This is a genomic window from Pseudoalteromonas aquimarina (assembly GCF_049257255.1).
Lineage (GTDB): Bacteria > Pseudomonadota > Gammaproteobacteria > Enterobacterales > Alteromonadaceae > Pseudoalteromonas.
The window spans coordinates 285,740-303,443 of record NZ_JBMMUG010000001.1; the positions used below are offsets into that span (position 1 = coordinate 285,740).

Here is a 17,704-nt window from a genome sequence, read left to right on the forward strand (position 1 = left end):
ATGTCAGAGGTTGTAAACTTTTTTTCATCGTTAAATAGCCAAGTTGCGACTTGGCTTTCACCTTATCTTAGCCAGATAGTATTAATCGCCTTAATTTGTTTAACTGCGATATACGGTGCCAGTCTAAATAAGGCGGTTAAACGGTTAATTGGTCAGCAGAATTTTTTTGCACGTACGCTGGTGTTCGTTCTTGTTACAGGCGTCGGTGTTGGCAGTTTAATTGTGTTTGTGAATCCTTATTTGGTGCGCTTATTTCAGCAATTAGAGCGAGGTTTCTTACCTCTGGTTGTGTTTGCTTTGTTTGTGGTACTAGGCGTACTGGCTGATAGGAAAAATCAAGTATGAGCCGTTTTGGCCCAGAGTATTGGGATAAAAACGGTTATTTTAGAGCGCCATTAGGTTTTGTGCTGGTGTTGGTATTGCTGTTAAGGCCTTATATTTTGTGGCTATTTGCAGCGGCATCACGACGCGAAGATTTAAACTTAATGGCGATTTTCTACCCGCAAAAACAACAGTTTTTTGTTGCCCTTGCAATCGCTGGGTTAAGCATCATCGTCACCTTTTGCTATTTGTTTAGGCGCCCCAATGCTATGCAGTGGCCTAAATACATTTGGCGTTATGCGCGCTGGTTATTGCTTGCTAATGTTGTGATGGATTTAACCTGGTCGCTACTACAAGCAAAAAGCCAGTATTACAGCTTCTCAATCGGCTTGGCAGTACAGTTAGTATTGCTCAGTTGGGCAGGGCTATACTTGCTTAAAAGTCGTTATTTAAGCGTTTATTTTAACGAGTGGCCAGAGCCAGAAGAAAAAGAGAAAGATTAGCAACTTATAAAACCGATTTAATCATCGGTTTTAATTTTTCAAGGCGTGCTTGCTGTTCGTTATCTAATTTAGCGCTTTGAACCGTTTCATAACATCGTGAAATAAGCTCTTTATTGATACTGGTAGGGTGCTTGTTGTCTAACATCACTTGCAATAAGTTTAATGCAATATTGGCATTTTTTGGCATTATGCGAAATGCTTGAGTAAAGAAGCTAAGTGCCTCTTCATATTTGCCTTTTTCATAGCTGTGTACTGCATTGTTATTGAGCTCTTTTGGCGAGTAACGTATTTCATCGCGCTCTTGTCGCTCTTGTTTTAGGTAGGCGTTAAGTGCTGTATTCTCGCTTTGATATTTTTCGCAGTGTTCAGCTAATTGTGTAAATAGCTGATTTGCTTTGTAATGCATTCCTAGCTCATGAAAGGCTTTTGCTTTATCTAAGGTATCATCAATAGAGCGAATGATCGGTTGATCTTCCAGTTGCTCGACTAATGCAATGGCTTTGGCGTGCTCATCTTTTAAATAATGGATCCGTGCATTAATCACATCTATTTGTTCTTGCGCTTTGCTGTCAGGGAATTGCTTGCGTAATTGTGATAAACATTCATTACTTTGCCGAGTAAGACGATTTACCATATCAGCCTGATCAAGTGTTAGCGCATAATCAATGCCAGCACGGGCAAGATTAAGGTAAATATCAGGTTTGTCGTGCATAGAATGCTTGGCATACTTCACTATTTCTTTATTTACTTTAAAGTGCTTTTCATGATCGTGATTGTATTTTGTGAGTACGATAAGATCTTCTTGGCGCTCAATATTGCGCGGTGCTAATTTGGATGCAAGTGATAAGTAATGTTGTGCTTGGCCGTAGTTTTCTAAATAAAGCTCAAGTTTTCCCAATAAATTATAACCAACTAAACGTGTTTCTGGCTTGGTTAACATTACCTCTAAGATGTTTTTAGCTTGTGTAAACTCACTGTTTTGAATATAAGCTTCAACTAACCCAACCCTTGCCCAAGTGAACTTTTGAATATTGAGTACTGATTTAAAAAAATCGACGGCTTCAGCGGTGCGATTTAATCGCAAAAGCAACTCACCACGAAGTTTTAATAAAATAGGGGAGAGGTTGTTTTTGCTGCTGTCAGAGAGCATTTCATTAACATAGCGAAGCGCTTTTGAATCATTGCCTACATCAATAAAATCATAAATTTTAGCCAGAGCTTGTTTGCGCTTTAGCAATTTAATAATGCGCTCGCCAAATACTTTAAGTGAAAATGGTTTAGCAAGAAAATCATCGGGCTGTAGCTCAATTACGCTATGCACTAAGCTAGTGTCGGTTTCTGCACTAATAAAAATAAAGCCGCAGGTATGTTTAATTAAACGCTTTGCTTTTAACTCTTCGTAAAGTTGATAGCCATCTTTAAGTTTACCTAGATTAAACGAGCACAAAACTAAATTAAAGCTGTGCTCTTGGCATAGACCAAGTGCCATTTTTGCATTTTCAGCAATTGAAATATCACTAAAGCCTAAGCTTTCAAGCGATTGTTTCATATAGCTTAATGCTAATGGTTGGTCGTCTATCAGTAAAATACTAGATTCGTATAAGCGTTTATTGTTCATCGCATTCTTGAGTGCGCGGTCATACTTAAACTATATAAAACGGCAGCAATTGTAGCAATAAAATAGGGGGTTTTTAGGATAATTGTTTTGATTTAAAAGGTGTTTTAGTAAAAAGGTAGGTTCAATATGGTGGGTCGTACTGGACTTGAACCAGTGACCCTCGCCTTGTAAGGGCGATGCTCTCCCAACTGAGCTAACGACCCATATTGATATTCTATAATGGTGGGTCGTACTGGACTTGAACCAGTGACCCTCGCCTTGTAAGGGCGATGCTCTCCCAACTGAGCTAACGACCCATTATAGATTTTTAATTTAGTGGTGGGTCGTACTGGACTTGAACCAGTGACCCTCGCCTTGTAAGGGCGATGCTCTCCCAACTGAGCTAACGACCCGCTAAATTAAAGTGTTTTGCAATGGTGGGTCGTACTGGACTTGAACCAGTGACCCTCGCCTTGTAAGGGCGATGCTCTCCCAACTGAGCTAACGACCCATGCAAAACTGTGACTAAATGGTGGGTCGTACTGGACTTGAACCAGTGACCCTCGCCTTGTAAGGGCGATGCTCTCCCAACTGAGCTAACGACCCCAAATAGTCATTTCTAAAGTGGTGGGTCGTACTGGACTTGAACCAGTGACCCTCGCCTTGTAAGGGCGATGCTCTCCCAACTGAGCTAACGACCCGCTTTAGAATCACAACACATTGCTGCGTTGTTGTGGGGCGCTATTATAGATTTAGTTCAACTATAGTCAATACTTGTTTTCACAAAAATGTGTTAAGTGGACTTAAAATGAACAACTTGACTAAATGTCAATCGCCTTGATTGCTTTTAGAGCAAGGCTTAGCTCTAAAAATACGATTTGCGATTGATTTTTAGTCATTTATCTATCGCGTTTAAATTAAGCTTTATAAAAAATTAGCATTTATAAAAAATAAATTTAATGGTTTTATGTTTAATGCAGCACTTAAATAATCCTCTTTTGAAGATAATGTTTAATTGCTGCAATTAATTTTGTGGCATTTGCATAATTGCAAACAAATGCTCATTAACAACTGAGCTTTGCTTTATTAAATGATTCATTGCAAAGTGGCCTGCATTAAAATCAACAACGAAATTTGATAAACAACAGCTTGATAGGCACTTTTAATATGTGGGATGAATTTCGCTTTAAATTATTATTAATAGCTGCGTATTTTTATTTTGTTAGATAACAATAGTTAGACACACTCATAAATAAGGTGAAACACTCTTTTGTCTTTTCGAGGTTGAAGGAACGAAATAGACTGTTTTATTAATTTATAAAGACTAATGGTGGAAGATGTTTCTTTACATCAGTTAGCTAACAACGATTTGAAACTATATAGACAATGGAAACTACACATAATAAATAACACACAGCTACAAGCAATTGTTACCCGCAAACAATAACCAATTTATTTTATTGAGATTAAGTGAAACGGCTTAAATTGAGCCCTGCCATAATTAATGCAAACCTAGTGCTAGCCTTTAATAAAAGTGGTGAAATACAATTTAACTGCGAATTCTCTAATAGACTCTTTATAAAAACTTCAACGATAAATTCAAAGCAATGGCAGCATTAAATAAGGCAGTGTAGCCAGGTTATCTATTGTTGTTAGCTAATCAAGCGCCAAATTATTCTTTTGGCAAAAGATAGAAATATAAGTAGGAGCAATATAAAGCAGAGTATTGAATTTGATATTTCGGTTTTTATCCGAAATTCTTACCTGTTGATAATCTACTTTTGGTTAAGCATTTAATTAAGGTTAAGTTAAATCCAAATTTGCTTTCACTTTATTAATAAAAGTACAAGCCAGCTGTTTATTTGTGATTTTGAAGGAACCTTTATTGTGTTGAACATAATAAAGCGATTAAAAACTCAATAGAGAAGGGCGAATTACCATTGTATTAAGAATAAAAGGTTATTCACATGATGATCTTTATACTCATAGAAAGACGTTAAATGCATTTATGAAGAAAATAATAATGACAATGTGCTTTGCATAAACCCAAATAGCGGCGAAGACCTGAGCGTATTAATGCACTTATATTCAATCTTAGTTGGTAAAGTGAAAATCTATATTCAGGTTTTACCAAGTATCAGCTTTATTTCGACTATAAAGTGTTTACATTAACTTGATAACGCACTAATGGCCTCTCTAACATGTATAAAATTTGATAGCTAGGATCTTGAAACTGGTCGAAAAATCACAATCTTGATGAACAAACGTGCATCTTGATTAAAAATGGTGCGAACAATGCACTATGCTTAAAAAAATGTTGACTTTATTTTGCTGGCTCCATAAAATGCGCCCCGTCTTCAGCGATACACGAGTTATCTCTTGAAGATGCAGTTTGGGGCTATAGCTCAGCTGGGAGAGCGCCTCGCTGGCAGCGAGGAGGTCTGCGGTTCGATCCCGCATAGCTCCACCAATAACTCTTATGGTTTGAGTCTAAATAACCAGTCCTAGTGACAACGCCATGTTGTCCCCTTCGTCTAGAGGCCTAGGACACCGCCCTTTCACGGCGGTAACAGGGGTTCGAATCCCCTAGGGGACGCCACTTACTTTTAAACTTCGGTTTTAAAAAAGTGGGGTGAGTCATTAAAGCTCGTATGGTAAGAGTCTAAATAACCAGTCCTAGTGACAACACCATGTTGTCCCCTTCGTCTAGAGGCCTAGGACACCGCCCTTTCACGGCGGTAACAGGGGTTCGAATCCCCTAGGGGACGCCACTTACTTTTAAGCTTAGGTTTTAAAAAAGTGGGGTGAGTCATTAAAGCTCGTATGGTAAGAGTATAAATAACCAGTCCTAGTGACACACTATCTTTATAGATATTGCGTCCCCTTCGTCTAGAGGCCTAGGACACCGCCCTTTCACGGCGGTAACAGGGGTTCGAATCCCCTAGGGGACGCCACCTTCTCTACATAGCACAGTTTTATTTTTCTTATACTTTCTTCTCTAATTTAATATAATCGCTATATCTATCATAAAGTTATCTTCTTATGAACTATCGTGGTTTTACATTAATTGAATTGATCATTGTGATTGTTATTTTAGGCGTTATAGCGGTTACCGCATTACCTAAGTTTTTAGCAATTTCGAGTGATGCACGAGCAAGTTTTATTGATCAACTTGAGACAAGTGTAAAAACAGCAAACCAAATGGTTAATGGTAAACTTCACATCAAAAATGTTGTTAAGCAACAACACAATAGTTTATCGCAAGTGATTGATATTGCCTTAGACGGTAATGGTAGCTTGGAAACACGCCTCATATGGCATTATTTAGATAACACTTATATCCATAAGTGGTTGGATGCTTCCAGCGATACTATCTTTGAATTAGAGGGTATAACCCATGCTTATGTCGGTTATGATTTTGATAATGACGGGCGAGTGAAAGACGATAACTGCTATTTTCTATACGTTCAGGCTCAAAGTGTCGTTTTAGGACCTAGCTACGAAAAGATGCTAACGGGTTGTTAGCATCTTACAAACGCATACTTATTTTGCTTTCTTTTGAATAAGTTCAATGGCATAGCCATCAGGGTCTTTTACAAAAGCGATTTCGGTGCTACCTCCTTTTACAGGGCCAGGTTCGCGCGATACTACACCGCCTAATGCTTTAATCTCTTCGCATGCTGCGTAAATGTCATCATATTCAATGGCTAAGTGGCCAAAGGCATTGCCGTGATCGTAGCTGTCAGTATCCCAGTTATAGGTCAGCTCAATCACTGCGTTTTCTTTTTCGTCGCCATAGCCTACAAACGCTAGTGTATAACGATACTCAGTATTTTCTGAACGTCGCAGTTCTTTCATACCAAGTACTTTGGTATAAAACTCAACAGACTTATCTAAATCCGCCACACGGATCATGGTATGTAATAAGCGCATATGTGCCCCTTAAAAAATGAAGTCTATTTGAACACTTAGTTTAAAATCATTTCTGATAGTGTAATAAGTGCCAAATAAGTAAGGTATTTATAAATTTAGGTTATTGGGTTTGATACGAAGTTTTTAAAGGTGTAAAGGGGAAAGGTTCCAAATTAATGGAACTTACTTTAGCTTGGTTAGATACTGCGTTTGCCAATAAAGAATGTGAGTGTTCAGAGGTTTAACAAACTGTTTGAGGTTAGTTTCAAAAGGCCAACTGCCATACATTATACATCTAATATATTGATTTAAATTGAAAAAATTTAACTTGGAAAAATAATTTTAAATTTATATAAAAATATATTGCATCTGCAAAAAAGTGATTTATTATTCGCCTGCTTCTTGTTGATAGCCAATCCGAGTACATTGCAATTTATTGCAGCAAGGCGATAGAGCAACTATCCAAGAGTGAACTTGAATATTTAAGTATGTTTAACTCGCTCGAACTCAAAAATGAGTTTATTTGATTAGTTTAGTTTTATTGACACTGCTCGGAGAATCGCTATGTCTTTAACACCTGTGATGGCGGCTGTTGCGCCTATTACCAATCTTGATGTTTGCCATGGTTTAGTAATTGAAAAACCACAAGCTGAACAATTAGTTGCACAATTTGGTTCACCATTAATGGTGTTAGACTGTGATCTTATTCGAAGCCAGTATCGTGCTTTAAAGGCCGCATTACCAAATGTTGATTTACACTATGCGTTAAAGCCATTACCACATCCAGCGGTAGTAACTACATTACTTGCTGAAGGCGCGTATTTTGATTTAGCAACAAACGGTGAAGTCGATCTTGTACAATCGGTAGGAGTGCCGAGCGAGCGTACAATTCAAACGCACCCAATTAAACGTGATATTGATATTTCACATGCGCTAGCGTATGGCTGCAATGTGTTTGTGGTAGATAACATCAACGAAATTGATAAGTTTGTTAAGTACAAAGATCAAGTTGAGTTATTGGTACGCGTAAGTTTTCCAAATCCTGAGGTATTGGCAGACTTATCGAAGAAATTTGGTTGCTTACCTGAAGATGCTGTAACACTCATTCAGCACGCTTTTGATTTAGGTATTCGCATAAAAGGTTTATCCTTCCATGTTGGCTCACAAACCAAAAGCGGTGTGAAATACGCAGATGCGATTAGCAAATGCCATCACATTATGACGGCGGTAATTGATGCAGGTTTACCAGCACTTAGCACACTTGATATTGGTGGTGGTTTCCCAGTGAAGTACACACCAGAAGTGCCAAATATTGCTGATTTTTGTGCACCTATTCGTGATGCATTAGCGAAGTTACCTGAAACAGTACGCGTGATTGCTGAACCAGGGCGTTTTATTGTGGCAACGGCAGTAACTAATATTGCATCAGTAATGGGCCAAGCGGTGCGCGGCGGTAAAACATGGTATTACTTGGATGACGGCTTATACGGTTCGTTTAGTGGGTTAATGTTTGATGAAGCTAAGTATCAGATAGAATCAGCTCAAACAACTGGTGAGCGTTTTATGTCAGTACTTGCAGGTCCAACATGCGACAGCATTGATGTGATCCGTGAAGAAATTATGTTACCTAAACTGGAAAATGGCGACCTTATCATCTCGACCATGATGGGTGCATATACCTCATGTACGGCGACGGATTTTAACTTCTTTAAGCGCGCAGCTACTGTAGTATTAAATGAAGTTGAAAGCACTAATCTAGTTGTAAGTGCTTAATTACTTTATTTAAGTAAAATATTCGCAAAAAAGGGCATTTAAAATGCCCTTTTTACTTTATTAAATACCTGTGAATTATAAATCAACCTTATCTTTAAATTCACACAAGTCTTCGATAATACAGGAACCACACTTAGGTTTGCGAGCAACACAGACATAACGGCCGTGTAAAATAAGCCAGTGGTGAACATCAACTTTAAATTCGGCAGGTACTACTTTTTCAAGTTTTGCTTCAACAGCATCAACGTCTTTACCCATGGCGAATTTAGTGCGATTTGATACACGGAATATATGAGTGTCGACTGCAATCGTAGGCCAGCCAAAGGCGCAGTTTAAAACAACATTAGCGGTTTTACGGCCAACGCCGGGTAGGGCAACGAGGGCTTCTAAGCTTTCTGGCACTTGGCTGTTGTGTTTTTCAATTAAGATTTGGCTTAATTTATAAACGTTGTTAGCTTTTGAGTTATACAGGCCTATGGTTTTTATATATTCTTTTAAGCCTTCAACGCCTAAAGCCACAATCGCTTCAGGTGTGTTTGCTACAGGGAAAAGCTTACGGGTGGCTTTATTTACCCCAACATCAGTTGCTTGCGCTGATAAGGTAACCGCTACCAATAATTCAAATGGGTTTGAATATTCTAACTCTGATTTTGGTTCGGGATTGTCAGCGCGTAAACGCTCTAAGATTTCAAGGCGTTTTGTTTTGTTCATATGATTAATCCAAACTTGTTACGCGCGCGCGTGGTGCCTTTTCAACAACAGGTTGTATTTGTTTTGCTTGTTGTTTGGCATCGATAGTGTTTTTAAGTGCGATTAATAAACCCATACCTAAAAAAGCGCCAGGCGATAAAATCGCGAGTAAAAATTGCGTATCTGTTTTCATTACTTCAATGCGCAACACTTTTGCCCAATCACCTAATAACAAATGTGCACCGTCAAATAACGTGCCTTGGCCGAGTAATTCTCGCATTGCACCTAACATTACAAGCACAATTAAAAAACCTAGCCCCATCATCAAGCCATCAAAGGCGGCAAGTGGCACAGAATTTTTAGAGGCAAATGCTTCAGCACGGCCAATAATAGCGCAATTAGTAACGATAAGAGGGATAAAAATACCCAGTGATAAGTAAAGCTCGTGACTAAACGCATTCATTAATAATTCTATCATCGTCACAAATGCGGCGATGATCATCACAAACACAGGAATACGAATTTCTTTCGGTACCCATTCGCGCACGATTGCGACCGTAACATTTGAGCCAAGCAATACAAAAAGAGTAGCAAGGCCAAGGCCAAGTGCGTTGGTAATGGTTGCAGAAACAGCAAGTAACGGACATAAACCGAGCAGTTGCACCAGCGCAGGGTTATTCTTCCAAAGGCCTTGATTAATAATATCGCGCAGTTGTTCAGTCATTGTTTACTCCGCATATATTAGCACTATTAAATAAGTCTTGATGTTGATTTTGTGTGTAAAGGCTTGCACGTTTTACAGCACTTATTACCGCTCTTGGGGTAATTGTGGCACCAGTAAATGCATCAAACTCACCGCCATCTTTTTTAACAGCCCAAGTTGTATCTTTAATTGAAGTAGGGCGCTTGCCATTAAAACTTTTGATCCAATCTGAACGGCGGATTTCTACCTTGTCACCAAGCCCTGGTGTTTCTTTATGTTCAATAACGCGTACGCCAGCGATGGTGCCATCAATATAGATGGCTGATAAGATTTCAATATTACCGCTATAGCCATCAGGTGCTGTTGATTGTAATACGACAGCAACTGGTTTACCGTCTTTCTTCGCACGGTATACTTTGGTTGGTGCTGAATGATTTAAGTAATCCTCAGCAATCTCAGTACAGTCTAAATACAGCGTATTAGTGTATTCATTGCCATCAATCACCTGACTTAATGTGGTCATCAATTTTTGCTGTTTGTTTTGTTCAATTGCCGGTTTGGTTAAAATGTAGGTGAGCGTAACCAAAGCAGTACTGGCGATTGCAAATGCCCCTAAAATAAGGGAGTTCTTTGAGATTGATTTAGTTAACATTATTGCTCCCTCGCCCCATAAACTTTTGGCTGGGTATAATAATCAATTAATGGCACAGCCATATTGAGTAACAGCACAGAGAAAGCCACAGCATCAGGGTAACCACCGTAAGTACGAATAATGTACACAAGCAAACCAATTGCAGCGCCATAAATTAAACGCCCTCGATTGGTGGTAGATGCAGACACAGGATCAGTGGCGATAAAAAACGCCGCTAACATGGTTGCGCCGCTGAATAAATGCAGAATAGGACCTGTGCTGACTCCAGGGTGAAAAACGACGCCAATACTTGCACAAATGGCCAAGCTCGCTAAAAAGCCAACGGGAATATGCCAATTAATAATACGCGACTTAAGCAAGTAAATACCGCCAAGTAAGTAAGCAACATTCACCCACTGCCAGCCTATACCTGCAAACTCACCAAAAATTGGACTTTGCAGGCTTTCAGAAGTGGTTAAACCTTTACTTAAACCCGTTTTAAGACTGTCGAGAGGTGTAGCCATTGATACACCATCTACGCCAAGCCTTAGTTGTTCTGTCGTGAAGCCACTTTGCGTTATGCCAGTAAAAATAACACTAATCTCATCAAGCAAAGAATGTTGATTAAAAGCGAGTTCTAATGGTGGCGACCAAGTTGTCATTTGTACCGGAAAAGAGATAAGCAACAGGACATAACCCGCCATAGCTGGGTTAAATAAGTTAAAACCAAGTCCGCCATAAAGCTGTTTAACAAAAATAATCGCAAATGCTGTGCCGATAACAATTACCCACCAAGGTGCTAGCGGTGGAATACTAATCGCGAGTAAAAGAGCGGTTAATACTGCGCTGTAGTCAGACAATGCAGTTTGTATATCACGTTTTCTTAGCTTAAGTACCAATGCTTCAGCTACAACAGCCGTTGTGATGGCAAGAAGGAGTTGAATAAGAACACTAAAGCCAAAAAAATAGGCTTGGCAAACAATGCCTAAACTTGTGGCAAGACACACCTTAAGCATAATCGTACTAAGCGATTTATGACTGTGATTATGCGGTGAACTGGTTAAGGATAATTGCACGTTATTCTGATCCTTTATCTTGTTTGGCTTTTTTTGCTTTTGCCTTGGCTATCGCAGCTGCAATCGCGGCTTTTTTTTGCGCTTCAGCATCTAGAGGCACAGCTTGTTCTTGGCTCATTTCATCTTTAGGCAAATCGCGACCTTCGATTTGGCTATTGTTCTGTTCATTTTGCTGAACATCACCTGCTAATTGTGACTCAGCTTCTTTTGCTGCTTTTTTCGCTTTAGCGCGAGCAATGGCTGCGGCAACGGCGGCTTTACGCGGATCTTCTTCACTTGGCGTTTCTGACTCAGCTGCTTGCGTGTCAGCGTTTTGTGATTCTACTTCTTTTGCTGCCTTTTTCGCTTTAGCACGAGCAATGGCAGCAGCAACAGCAGCTTTACGCGGGTTGTCTTCACTTGGTGCTGCTGGTTCGGCAACTTGCAGGTCAGCGTTTTGTGATTCTACTTCTTTTGCTGCTTTTTTCGCTTTAGCGCGGGCAATGGCTGCGGCTACGGCGGCTTTACGCGGATCATCTTCACTTCGCGCTTCTGACTCGGCTGCTTGCGTGTCAGCATTTTGTGATTCTGATTCTTTTGCTGCTTTTTTCGCTTTAGCGCGAGCAATGGCAGCAGCAACAGCTGCTTTACGCGGATCGTCTTCACTTGGTGCTTCTAACTCGGCTGCTTGCATGTCAGCGCTTTTTGAGTCAGCTTCTTTTAATGTTTTTTTCGCTTTAGCGCGCGCAATGGCTGCGGCAACGGCGGCTTTGCGCGGATCTTCTGTGCTTGCTGGTTCAGATACAGCAGCTTCAGAAGCCACGGTTGTTGAATCAAGGTCACTAGATGCTTTTTTAGCTTTAGCGCGAGCTATGGCTGCGGCGACAGCTGCTTTACGAGGGTCACTTGCAGTATCATTTACATTTGACGCTTCAGCTTGCTCAGCTTTTTTCGCTTTAGCACGCGCTATTGCAGCTGCAACAGCATCCTTTTTATTGTCACTAGCGACAGATGCTGGTTTTTCTTCTTTATAGGCACGAGCTTGGGCTTTACGTTCTGCACGCAGTTTTGCCATTTCGGAGTTGTCAGGCTCACCATTTTCGGAACGTTTGGCTTTAGCGCGAGCAAGCGCTGCGGCAACCGCTGCACTTTTATCATTTGATGCAACACGTTTAGAGGCTTCTTCAACTTTCGATTTAGCTTCGTCAGTGGTACGTTTTGCAGCACGTTTGTGGCGATTTTGACGTTCTTCTTGCTCTCGTTTTAAACGTTCGTTACGTGCTTCAAATCGCTCTTTGGCGCGCTCTGCTTTTATTTTATCTTCGCGCTCTTGGCGGATTTCTGCTTTGGCGACACGGTAATATTGCACTAACGGAATTTCGCTCGGGCAGACATAGGCGCAGGCACCACATTCAATACAATCAAATAAGTTATGTTCTTCTAATTTGTTGTACTCTTTACTTTTTGCAAACCATTGTAATTGTTGCGGTAATAAACTGGCAGGGCAGGCATCGGCACACGCGCTACAGCGTATACAGGCTTTTTCCTCACCAGGCATCGGCATTTCTTGCGAACTTGGCGCCAGTACACAGTTACTGGTTTTAATGATAGGCAAGCGCACGCTGGGTAAGGTAAAGCCCATCATTGGGCCGCCCATAATCACCCGTTGCCACTGCTGTGGTTGAAAACCAGTTTGTTCTAGTAAAAATTTAATTGGCGTGCCAAGTAAACTCCAAACATTACAAGGGCTTGCAATGGTGTCACCGGTGACTGTTACAACACGTTCAATTAATGGCTTACCATGGTAAATAGCTTGGTATATAGCGTATATGGTTCCAACGTTATGCACCACCATGCCAATATCAGATGGAATGCCGCCTTGTGGTACATGTTTAGATGTCAGTATTTGGATAAGCTGCTTTTCACCACCAGAAGGGTATTTGGTAGGTACCGGACATACTTGGGTGTAATGGTCGTTTTCGCACGCTTTTTTTAGTGCTTCAATTGCTTCAGGCTTATCGTCTTCAATACCAATTAAGATTTTTGTTGGTTGGTAAAGCTTGCGAAGCACCTCTATGCCTTTAATTAATTCATTAGCATGTTCACGCATCAGCATATCGTCAGCACTGATGTAAGGCTCACACTCAACACCATTAATAATTAAAAACTCAATCTCGTTTTTTGGCTGAGCCTTAATATAGGCAGGGAAGCCTGCACCACCCATACCACTAATACCGGCATTTTGGATGCGGTCGACGATTTCTTGGTTAGATTTAGCGTAGAAATCAGGCCAAGGGGCAAGCTCACACCAAGTATCTTCACCATCAGGTGTTAACACTACACTGGGTTCAGGTAGTGCACTTGGGTGAGTTGACGGCTTCATTGCGATTTCGCTGATAGTACCTGATGTTGGTGCGTGAACTGGCACACTCCAGTGGCCAGCAGCCTCTGTCAACGGCTGACCTTTAAGCACATAGTCACCAACGTTTACAAGTAATTTGCCGTTATCGCCAATATGCTGCTTAATCGGAATGGTTAAGCTTTCAGGTAGCGGTAAACGCTTAATCGGTTGTTGTGTTGAACTTGCTTTATTACTCGCAGGGTGAACTCCCCCTGGAATATTCCAAAGCTTACCGCGTTCAATTTGTTCTAAAATAGATTCCACCAACAACCTCTATTCGATATTTGTAACAGGAATGGTTTCTAAGTCCCATTTCCAGTTTTTACTTGTAGTTTTTACTGGCACCATGTCTATGCAATCAACTGGGCAGGGCTCAACACACAGATCGCAACCTGTACATTCATCTATTAATACCGTGTGCATTTGGCGAGTAGCACCAACAATGGCATCAACAGGGCAAGCCTGAATACATTTGGTACAACCAATACATTCGTCTTCACGAATGTATGCAACTGTTTTAATGGGCTCTTTTTCTTCACCGCCAGCTAAAGGTTTGGCTTCAACCCCCATTAAATCTGCAAGTTTTTGTACTGTAGCTTCACCGCCCGGCGGGCATTTGTTCACATCATCACCATTAGCTATGGCCTCAGCATAAGGGCGACAGCCAGGGTAACCACATTGGCCGCATTGCGTTTGTGGAAGTATTTCGTCAATTTGGTCAACGATTGGGTTACCTTCAATTTTGTAACGAATAGCTGCAAAGCCAAGCACAGCACCAAATAACAGTGCCAAGCCGCCAAGAGCAAGTAGGGCGTAGAATAAAGTCATTTACAGTTTAACCAACCCGGTAAAGCCAAGAAACGCAAGCGACATTAAGCCCGCAGTGATCATTGCAATGGATGCACCTTTAAATGGTGTTGGTACATCTGCAGCAGCCAAACGCTCGCGCATTGCAGCAAATAAAATTAAAACTAATGAAAAGCCAACCGCGGCACCAAAACCATAGATTGCGGATTGTAAAAAAGAATGTTGTTCACGTGTGTTAAGTAGCGCAACACCAAGTACGGCACAGTTTGTGGTAATCAAAGGCAAGAAAATCCCAAGTAAGCGATAAAGTGTCGGGCTGGTTTTTCTTACTACCATTTCAGTAAATTGTACTACCACAGCAATTACTAAAATAAAGCTCATAGTGCGTAAAAAGGTCAGCTCTAAAGGCACCAAAATATATTGATTAACAAGGTAACTAGTGACCGAGGCGAGGGTAAGAACAAACGTTGTGGCAAGCGACATGCCAATTGCAGTATCAAGTTTGCCAGAAACACCCATAAAAGGGCATAAGCCTAAAAATTGAACTAGTACAAAGTTGTTTACTAATACAGTTGCAACAAGTAACAGTAGATATTCGGTCATTGATATATTTTACGCGCTAGATTTGGCGTTTATTATCCGAATTTTCGGATTAAAGCTCAACTTATTCTGCTAAACAATGCGCATTCAATATAGAAAGTTTAATTTACGCAAAAAAATAAGGGACATTTTGTCCCTTATTTAACTAAATTTTTAAATAAAATTTGCGTGAGATTAAATCTCTTTTGGCTTTTCGATGTAATAGCCTTGCGCGCCATCTAAACACAATTGTTCAATAATGTGCTTTTCTTCTTGGCTTTCAACACCTTCGGCAAGTACTGTTACTCCAATGCGGTGGGCCAAATCGACCATTAATCGCATAAAGTATTGGTTGTTTTTATCTTCTTCTAAACCGCGGGTGTAGGTAGCATCCATTTTAATAAAATCAGGCTTAAGGTCGCGGAAGAATTTAAATGAAGTTAAACCAACACCAAACCGTTCAACTGTAATACGCGCACCGACACGGTGGATCATATCAATAAAGCGTTTTGATGCTTTTACATTTTGTTGTAAGCCAAATTCACTTACTTCAAAAATTAATTTTGCAGCAATCGCATTATCTTTTAATAAACGACGTTCTAACCAAATTGAAAACTGCTCATCATGTGCACTTTTAGCCGACACATTTAGGCCAAAAAACTGATCGTTGAGGTTACGCGTTTTAATTGCATTAATCGCTTCTTCAATTACTAGTCTATCAACATGCGCATGTTGATTTAGCTTTTCACTCATCGCAAGGAACGAAGAGGTTGGTAGAATATGATCTTCGGATGTTTTGAAACGTGCGAAAATTTCCGAGTAGGCCTTTGCGCTGCGACTCGTTGGCATAATTGTTTGTATCATTAACTGAATACGGCTGTTATTAAGCACATCATCAATTACTTGGCGCCAGTTTTGGTTACCAAAGCTCGCAGATACATTATCAAGAATGTCGCTTTCTTTTTGAATATGGTAGCCATTGGTTGTTTTACTTTGTGCCATGCTAAGCGCAGTGTCTACTTGTGCAAGCAATGGGCTTAGCGGTTTGCCTGTTTCAAATGACACAATACCAGTATTGGCAACGCTAGTAAGCTCGACATGTTGCTGAAACTCAGTAAATTTACTTTGTAATACTTCACCGAGTTTTTCAGCTTCTTTAATCGGCACATTCATTAATAAAATAGCAAAGTCCGAACTATTTAGGCGATAGCTGCTACTGCCTGAATATGTGCCAATCGCTTGTGTAATTAATTCAGATACATCTTTGATATATTCATCGCCTTGCTGATAACCTCGGGTTTGGTTAATTAAGCTCAGCTCAGTACAACGCACAACTGCAAGTGTACCAAAACATGGCTTTTCAGCATTTTCCACTTGATGTTCGTAATGTTCGATAAATAAGTTGCGATTACCAAGACCTGTAACAGTATCTTTATAGGCTTCACGTTTAATATCAAGCGCTGACGATTCAATGTCTTTTTGCTTGCGCTTTAAAAAAGTATTTAAACGCACAATGCTTGGGAAAATATTACTAATTGTGCCATCTGCAAGAGATGAATCTAACTTGCCATCTTTGTTATCATTTTCGATGTACTTATCAACCATATTTGAAATGGCATCGCCTACTTTATTGGAGGCTTGGAGTAGGGTGAGCTTTAACGTAATAAAAGGCACTAGGGTTAAAACTAAAATCACCAAGAATAAAATCAAAAATGCGTTTTGCATAATTTCTGCGGCTTGCTCTAGGCGTAGAGTAAACTCAATTTTTAAACCTAAGTCGCTGCCAGCGCCATGTTGAGAGCGAATAAAGGGCTGATATTCTTGTAATTTCTTTACTAACACCGGCAGGTAATCTTGATTACCTTGATTGCTAAAAATAGTTTCGTTTTCTTTGTCCTTAATAACCAATTTATCAAGGCCGTATTGTAATTTAATATTTTTTGCAAATGCTTCAATGTCTTCATCTGGTTTTAACTGCGTTAATTCCAAATCGATTGCACGTTGAACTTTTAATTGTTGCGAGTTCGCGTATTGGTGCAGCGCGGAGTTGAGCATATAACCCGTCAACGCGGTCGCCAGTACACAAAAAAATACTTGAATCGTAATAAAGCGAGTCAGTCCTGCCATGGTTTTTCTTATCTCACGATGTAAAAAATTGTTAGATCGTATTAAATGAAGTAGGGGACAGCTAGTTGTTTCCACAGATGTCAATTTTGTGTAACAAACGCACCATCATTAATACAAAAAATCGCTTATGAAATGGTAAGTTATATTCTAAGAAAAGTCTAATATTGGTGATAAGTTGTAATAGATTGAGATTTGGCTCCCCCTCCCCGACTCGAACGGGGGACCTGCGGATTAACAGTCCGTCGCTCTAACCAACTGAGCTAAGGGGGAACAACAATAGAGTAGTGCTTTGGCTCCCCCTCCCCGACTCGAACGGGGGACCTGCGGATTAACAGTCCGTCGCTCTAACCAACTGAGCTAAGGGGGAACAAGCATACTTAAAAGTAGATTAACGATTGGCTCCCCCTCCCCGACTCGAACGGGGGACCTGCGGATTAACAGTCCGTCGCTCTAACCAACTGAGCTAAGGGGGAATCGTTAAATGTTAAGAATTTGGCTCCCCCTCCCCGACTCGAACGGGGGACCTGCGGATTAACAGTCCGTCGCTCTAACCAACTGAGCTAAGGGGGAATGGCCTTCTCAACGGGGCGAAATATTAATGACAG

At 40.5% G+C, this 17,704-nt stretch carries 14 protein-coding genes and 14 tRNA genes; 8 read left to right on the forward strand and 20 right to left on the reverse strand.

Going from position 1 to position 17,704, the window contains the following annotated elements; all coding sequences use genetic code 11:
• Both AAEU29_RS01245 and AAEU29_RS01250 read left to right on the forward strand, forming a co-directional pair.
• Entirely contained in the window at positions 1-345 is a 345-nt protein-coding gene (locus AAEU29_RS01245) for a DUF3392 family protein (protein WP_421971727.1), read from the forward strand.
• Positions 342-824, forward strand: coding sequence for a DUF2919 domain-containing protein (locus AAEU29_RS01250; RefSeq protein ID WP_421971728.1), 483 nt, complete (start codon positions 342-344; stop codon positions 822-824). The genes AAEU29_RS01245 and AAEU29_RS01250 overlap by 4 nt, the downstream gene beginning before the upstream one ends.
• A 4-nt stretch (positions 825-828) precedes the next feature.
• Here AAEU29_RS01250 and AAEU29_RS01255 read toward each other — a convergent pair whose 3' ends face one another.
• The 7 genes from AAEU29_RS01255 to AAEU29_RS01285 form a co-directional block, all read right to left on the reverse strand.
• Positions 829-2,442 (reverse strand): response regulator, encoded by a 1,614-nt coding sequence (locus AAEU29_RS01255; RefSeq protein WP_421971729.1) that lies wholly within the window; start codon positions 2,440-2,442, stop codon positions 829-831.
• Between the two features lie 127 nt (positions 2,443-2,569).
• A tRNA-Val gene (locus AAEU29_RS01260) sits at positions 2,570-2,645 on the reverse strand.
• 17 nt (positions 2,646-2,662) lie between these two features.
• Positions 2,663-2,738, reverse strand: a tRNA-Val gene (locus AAEU29_RS01265).
• Positions 2,739-2,758: 20 nt separating this feature from the next.
• Positions 2,759-2,834, reverse strand: a tRNA-Val gene (locus AAEU29_RS01270).
• Positions 2,835-2,856: 22 nt separating this feature from the next.
• A tRNA-Val gene (locus AAEU29_RS01275) sits at positions 2,857-2,932 on the reverse strand.
• 19 nt (positions 2,933-2,951) lie between these two features.
• Positions 2,952-3,027, reverse strand: a tRNA-Val gene (locus AAEU29_RS01280).
• 19 nt (positions 3,028-3,046) lie between these two features.
• Positions 3,047-3,122 (reverse strand) — tRNA-Val (locus AAEU29_RS01285).
• A gap of 1,693 nt (positions 3,123-4,815) precedes the next feature.
• Between AAEU29_RS01285 and AAEU29_RS01290 the strand changes: the two genes are divergently transcribed.
• The 5 genes from AAEU29_RS01290 (at position 4,816) to AAEU29_RS01310 (ending at position 5,946) form a co-directional block, all read left to right on the forward strand.
• Positions 4,816-4,891: transfer RNA gene (locus tag AAEU29_RS01290), tRNA-Ala, on the forward strand.
• Positions 4,892-4,944: 53 nt separating this feature from the next.
• A tRNA-Glu gene (locus AAEU29_RS01295) sits at positions 4,945-5,020 on the forward strand.
• A 96-nt stretch (positions 5,021-5,116) separates the two neighbouring features.
• Positions 5,117-5,192: transfer RNA gene (locus AAEU29_RS01300), tRNA-Glu, on the forward strand.
• A gap of 107 nt (positions 5,193-5,299) precedes the next feature.
• Positions 5,300-5,375: transfer RNA gene (locus AAEU29_RS01305), tRNA-Glu, on the forward strand.
• Between the two features lie 88 nt (positions 5,376-5,463).
• Positions 5,464-5,946 carry a prepilin-type N-terminal cleavage/methylation domain-containing protein gene (locus AAEU29_RS01310; protein ID WP_421971730.1) on the forward strand — a complete coding sequence of 161 codons (483 nt, stop codon included), beginning with the start codon at positions 5,464-5,466 and terminating at the stop codon, positions 5,944-5,946.
• 18 nt (positions 5,947-5,964) lie between these two features.
• Here the strand turns inward: AAEU29_RS01310 and gloA are convergent, their stop codons facing one another.
• The gene (gloA, locus tag AAEU29_RS01315; RefSeq protein WP_421971731.1) at positions 5,965-6,354 is read right to left on the reverse strand and encodes a lactoylglutathione lyase; all 390 of its coding nucleotides are present in this window, start codon (positions 6,352-6,354) and stop codon (positions 5,965-5,967) included.
• Positions 6,355-6,897: 543 nt separating this feature from the next.
• Here gloA and AAEU29_RS01320 point away from each other — a divergent pair.
• On the forward strand, positions 6,898-8,106 hold the full coding sequence (locus AAEU29_RS01320) for a type III PLP-dependent enzyme (protein WP_421971732.1): 1,209 nt from the start codon (positions 6,898-6,900) through the stop codon (positions 8,104-8,106).
• Positions 8,107-8,181: 75 nt separating this feature from the next.
• Here AAEU29_RS01320 and nth read toward each other — a convergent pair whose 3' ends face one another.
• The 12 genes from nth to AAEU29_RS01380 form a co-directional block, all read right to left on the reverse strand.
• Positions 8,182-8,817 (reverse strand): endonuclease III, encoded by a 636-nt coding sequence (gene nth / locus AAEU29_RS01325; protein WP_421971733.1) that lies wholly within the window; start codon positions 8,815-8,817, stop codon positions 8,182-8,184.
• 4 nt (positions 8,818-8,821) lie between these two features.
• Positions 8,822-9,520, reverse strand: coding sequence for an electron transport complex subunit E (locus tag AAEU29_RS01330; RefSeq protein WP_421971734.1), 699 nt, complete (start codon positions 9,518-9,520; stop codon positions 8,822-8,824).
• Complete coding sequence (gene rsxG, locus AAEU29_RS01335; protein WP_274763444.1) at positions 9,513-10,151, reverse strand: electron transport complex subunit RsxG; 639 nt, start codon at positions 10,149-10,151, stop codon at positions 9,513-9,515. Before rsxG ends, AAEU29_RS01330 begins: the two co-directional genes overlap by 8 nt.
• Positions 10,151-11,206, reverse strand: a complete 1,056-nt coding sequence (gene rsxD, locus AAEU29_RS01340; RefSeq protein ID WP_421971735.1) for an electron transport complex subunit RsxD — start codon at positions 11,204-11,206, stop codon at positions 10,151-10,153. The genes rsxG and rsxD overlap by 1 nt, the downstream gene beginning before the upstream one ends.
• A 1-nt stretch (position 11,207) precedes the next feature.
• Positions 11,208-13,850: an electron transport complex subunit RsxC gene (gene rsxC / locus AAEU29_RS01345; protein ID WP_421971736.1), complete on the reverse strand. Its 2,643-nt coding sequence runs from the start codon at positions 13,848-13,850 to the stop codon at positions 11,208-11,210.
• Positions 13,851-13,859: 9 nt separating this feature from the next.
• Complete coding sequence (rsxB, locus tag AAEU29_RS01350; protein WP_421971737.1) at positions 13,860-14,414, reverse strand: electron transport complex subunit RsxB; 555 nt, start codon at positions 14,412-14,414, stop codon at positions 13,860-13,862.
• A complete protein-coding gene (gene rsxA / locus AAEU29_RS01355; protein ID WP_038642068.1) occupies positions 14,415-14,996 on the reverse strand; it encodes an electron transport complex subunit RsxA in 582 nt (193 codons plus the stop codon).
• Positions 14,997-15,167: 171 nt separating this feature from the next.
• A complete protein-coding gene (locus tag AAEU29_RS01360; protein WP_421971738.1) occupies positions 15,168-17,099 on the reverse strand; it encodes an EAL domain-containing protein in 1,932 nt (643 codons plus the stop codon).
• A 193-nt stretch (positions 17,100-17,292) separates the two neighbouring features.
• Positions 17,293-17,369 (reverse strand) — tRNA-Asn (locus AAEU29_RS01365).
• A 20-nt stretch (positions 17,370-17,389) separates the two neighbouring features.
• A tRNA-Asn gene (locus AAEU29_RS01370) sits at positions 17,390-17,466 on the reverse strand.
• 29 nt (positions 17,467-17,495) lie between these two features.
• Positions 17,496-17,572 (reverse strand) — tRNA-Asn (locus tag AAEU29_RS01375).
• A gap of 20 nt (positions 17,573-17,592) precedes the next feature.
• Positions 17,593-17,669, reverse strand: a tRNA-Asn gene (locus AAEU29_RS01380).
• Positions 17,670-17,704 lie beyond the last annotated feature (35 nt).

What these genes read in the sequence shown, in the direction of transcription:
- rsxG (WP_274763444.1), bottom strand. Translation starts at nt 10,151, where the DNA reads ATGTTAACTAAATCAATCTCAAAGAACTCCCTTATTTTAGGGGCATTT.
- AAEU29_RS01250 (WP_421971728.1), top strand. Translation starts at nt 342, where the DNA reads ATGAGCCGTTTTGGCCCAGAGTATTGGGATAAAAACGGTTATTTTAGA.
- AAEU29_RS01330 (WP_421971734.1), bottom strand. Translation starts at nt 9,520, where the DNA reads ATGACTGAACAACTGCGCGATATTATTAATCAAGGCCTTTGGAAGAAT.
- AAEU29_RS01360 (WP_421971738.1), bottom strand. Translation starts at nt 17,099, where the DNA reads ATGGCAGGACTGACTCGCTTTATTACGATTCAAGTATTTTTTTGTGTA.
- AAEU29_RS01310 (WP_421971730.1), top strand. Translation starts at nt 5,464, where the DNA reads ATGAACTATCGTGGTTTTACATTAATTGAATTGATCATTGTGATTGTT.
- AAEU29_RS01320 (WP_421971732.1), top strand. Translation starts at nt 6,898, where the DNA reads ATGTCTTTAACACCTGTGATGGCGGCTGTTGCGCCTATTACCAATCTT.
- rsxB (WP_421971737.1), bottom strand. Translation starts at nt 14,414, where the DNA reads ATGACTTTATTCTACGCCCTACTTGCTCTTGGCGGCTTGGCACTGTTA.
- AAEU29_RS01245 (WP_421971727.1), top strand. Translation starts at nt 1, where the DNA reads ATGTCAGAGGTTGTAAACTTTTTTTCATCGTTAAATAGCCAAGTTGCG.
- nth (WP_421971733.1), bottom strand. Translation starts at nt 8,817, where the DNA reads ATGAACAAAACAAAACGCCTTGAAATCTTAGAGCGTTTACGCGCTGAC.
- AAEU29_RS01255 (WP_421971729.1), bottom strand. Translation starts at nt 2,442, where the DNA reads ATGAACAATAAACGCTTATACGAATCTAGTATTTTACTGATAGACGAC.
- gloA (WP_421971731.1), bottom strand. Translation starts at nt 6,354, where the DNA reads ATGCGCTTATTACATACCATGATCCGTGTGGCGGATTTAGATAAGTCT.
- rsxA (WP_038642068.1), bottom strand. Translation starts at nt 14,996, where the DNA reads ATGACCGAATATCTACTGTTACTTGTTGCAACTGTATTAGTAAACAAC.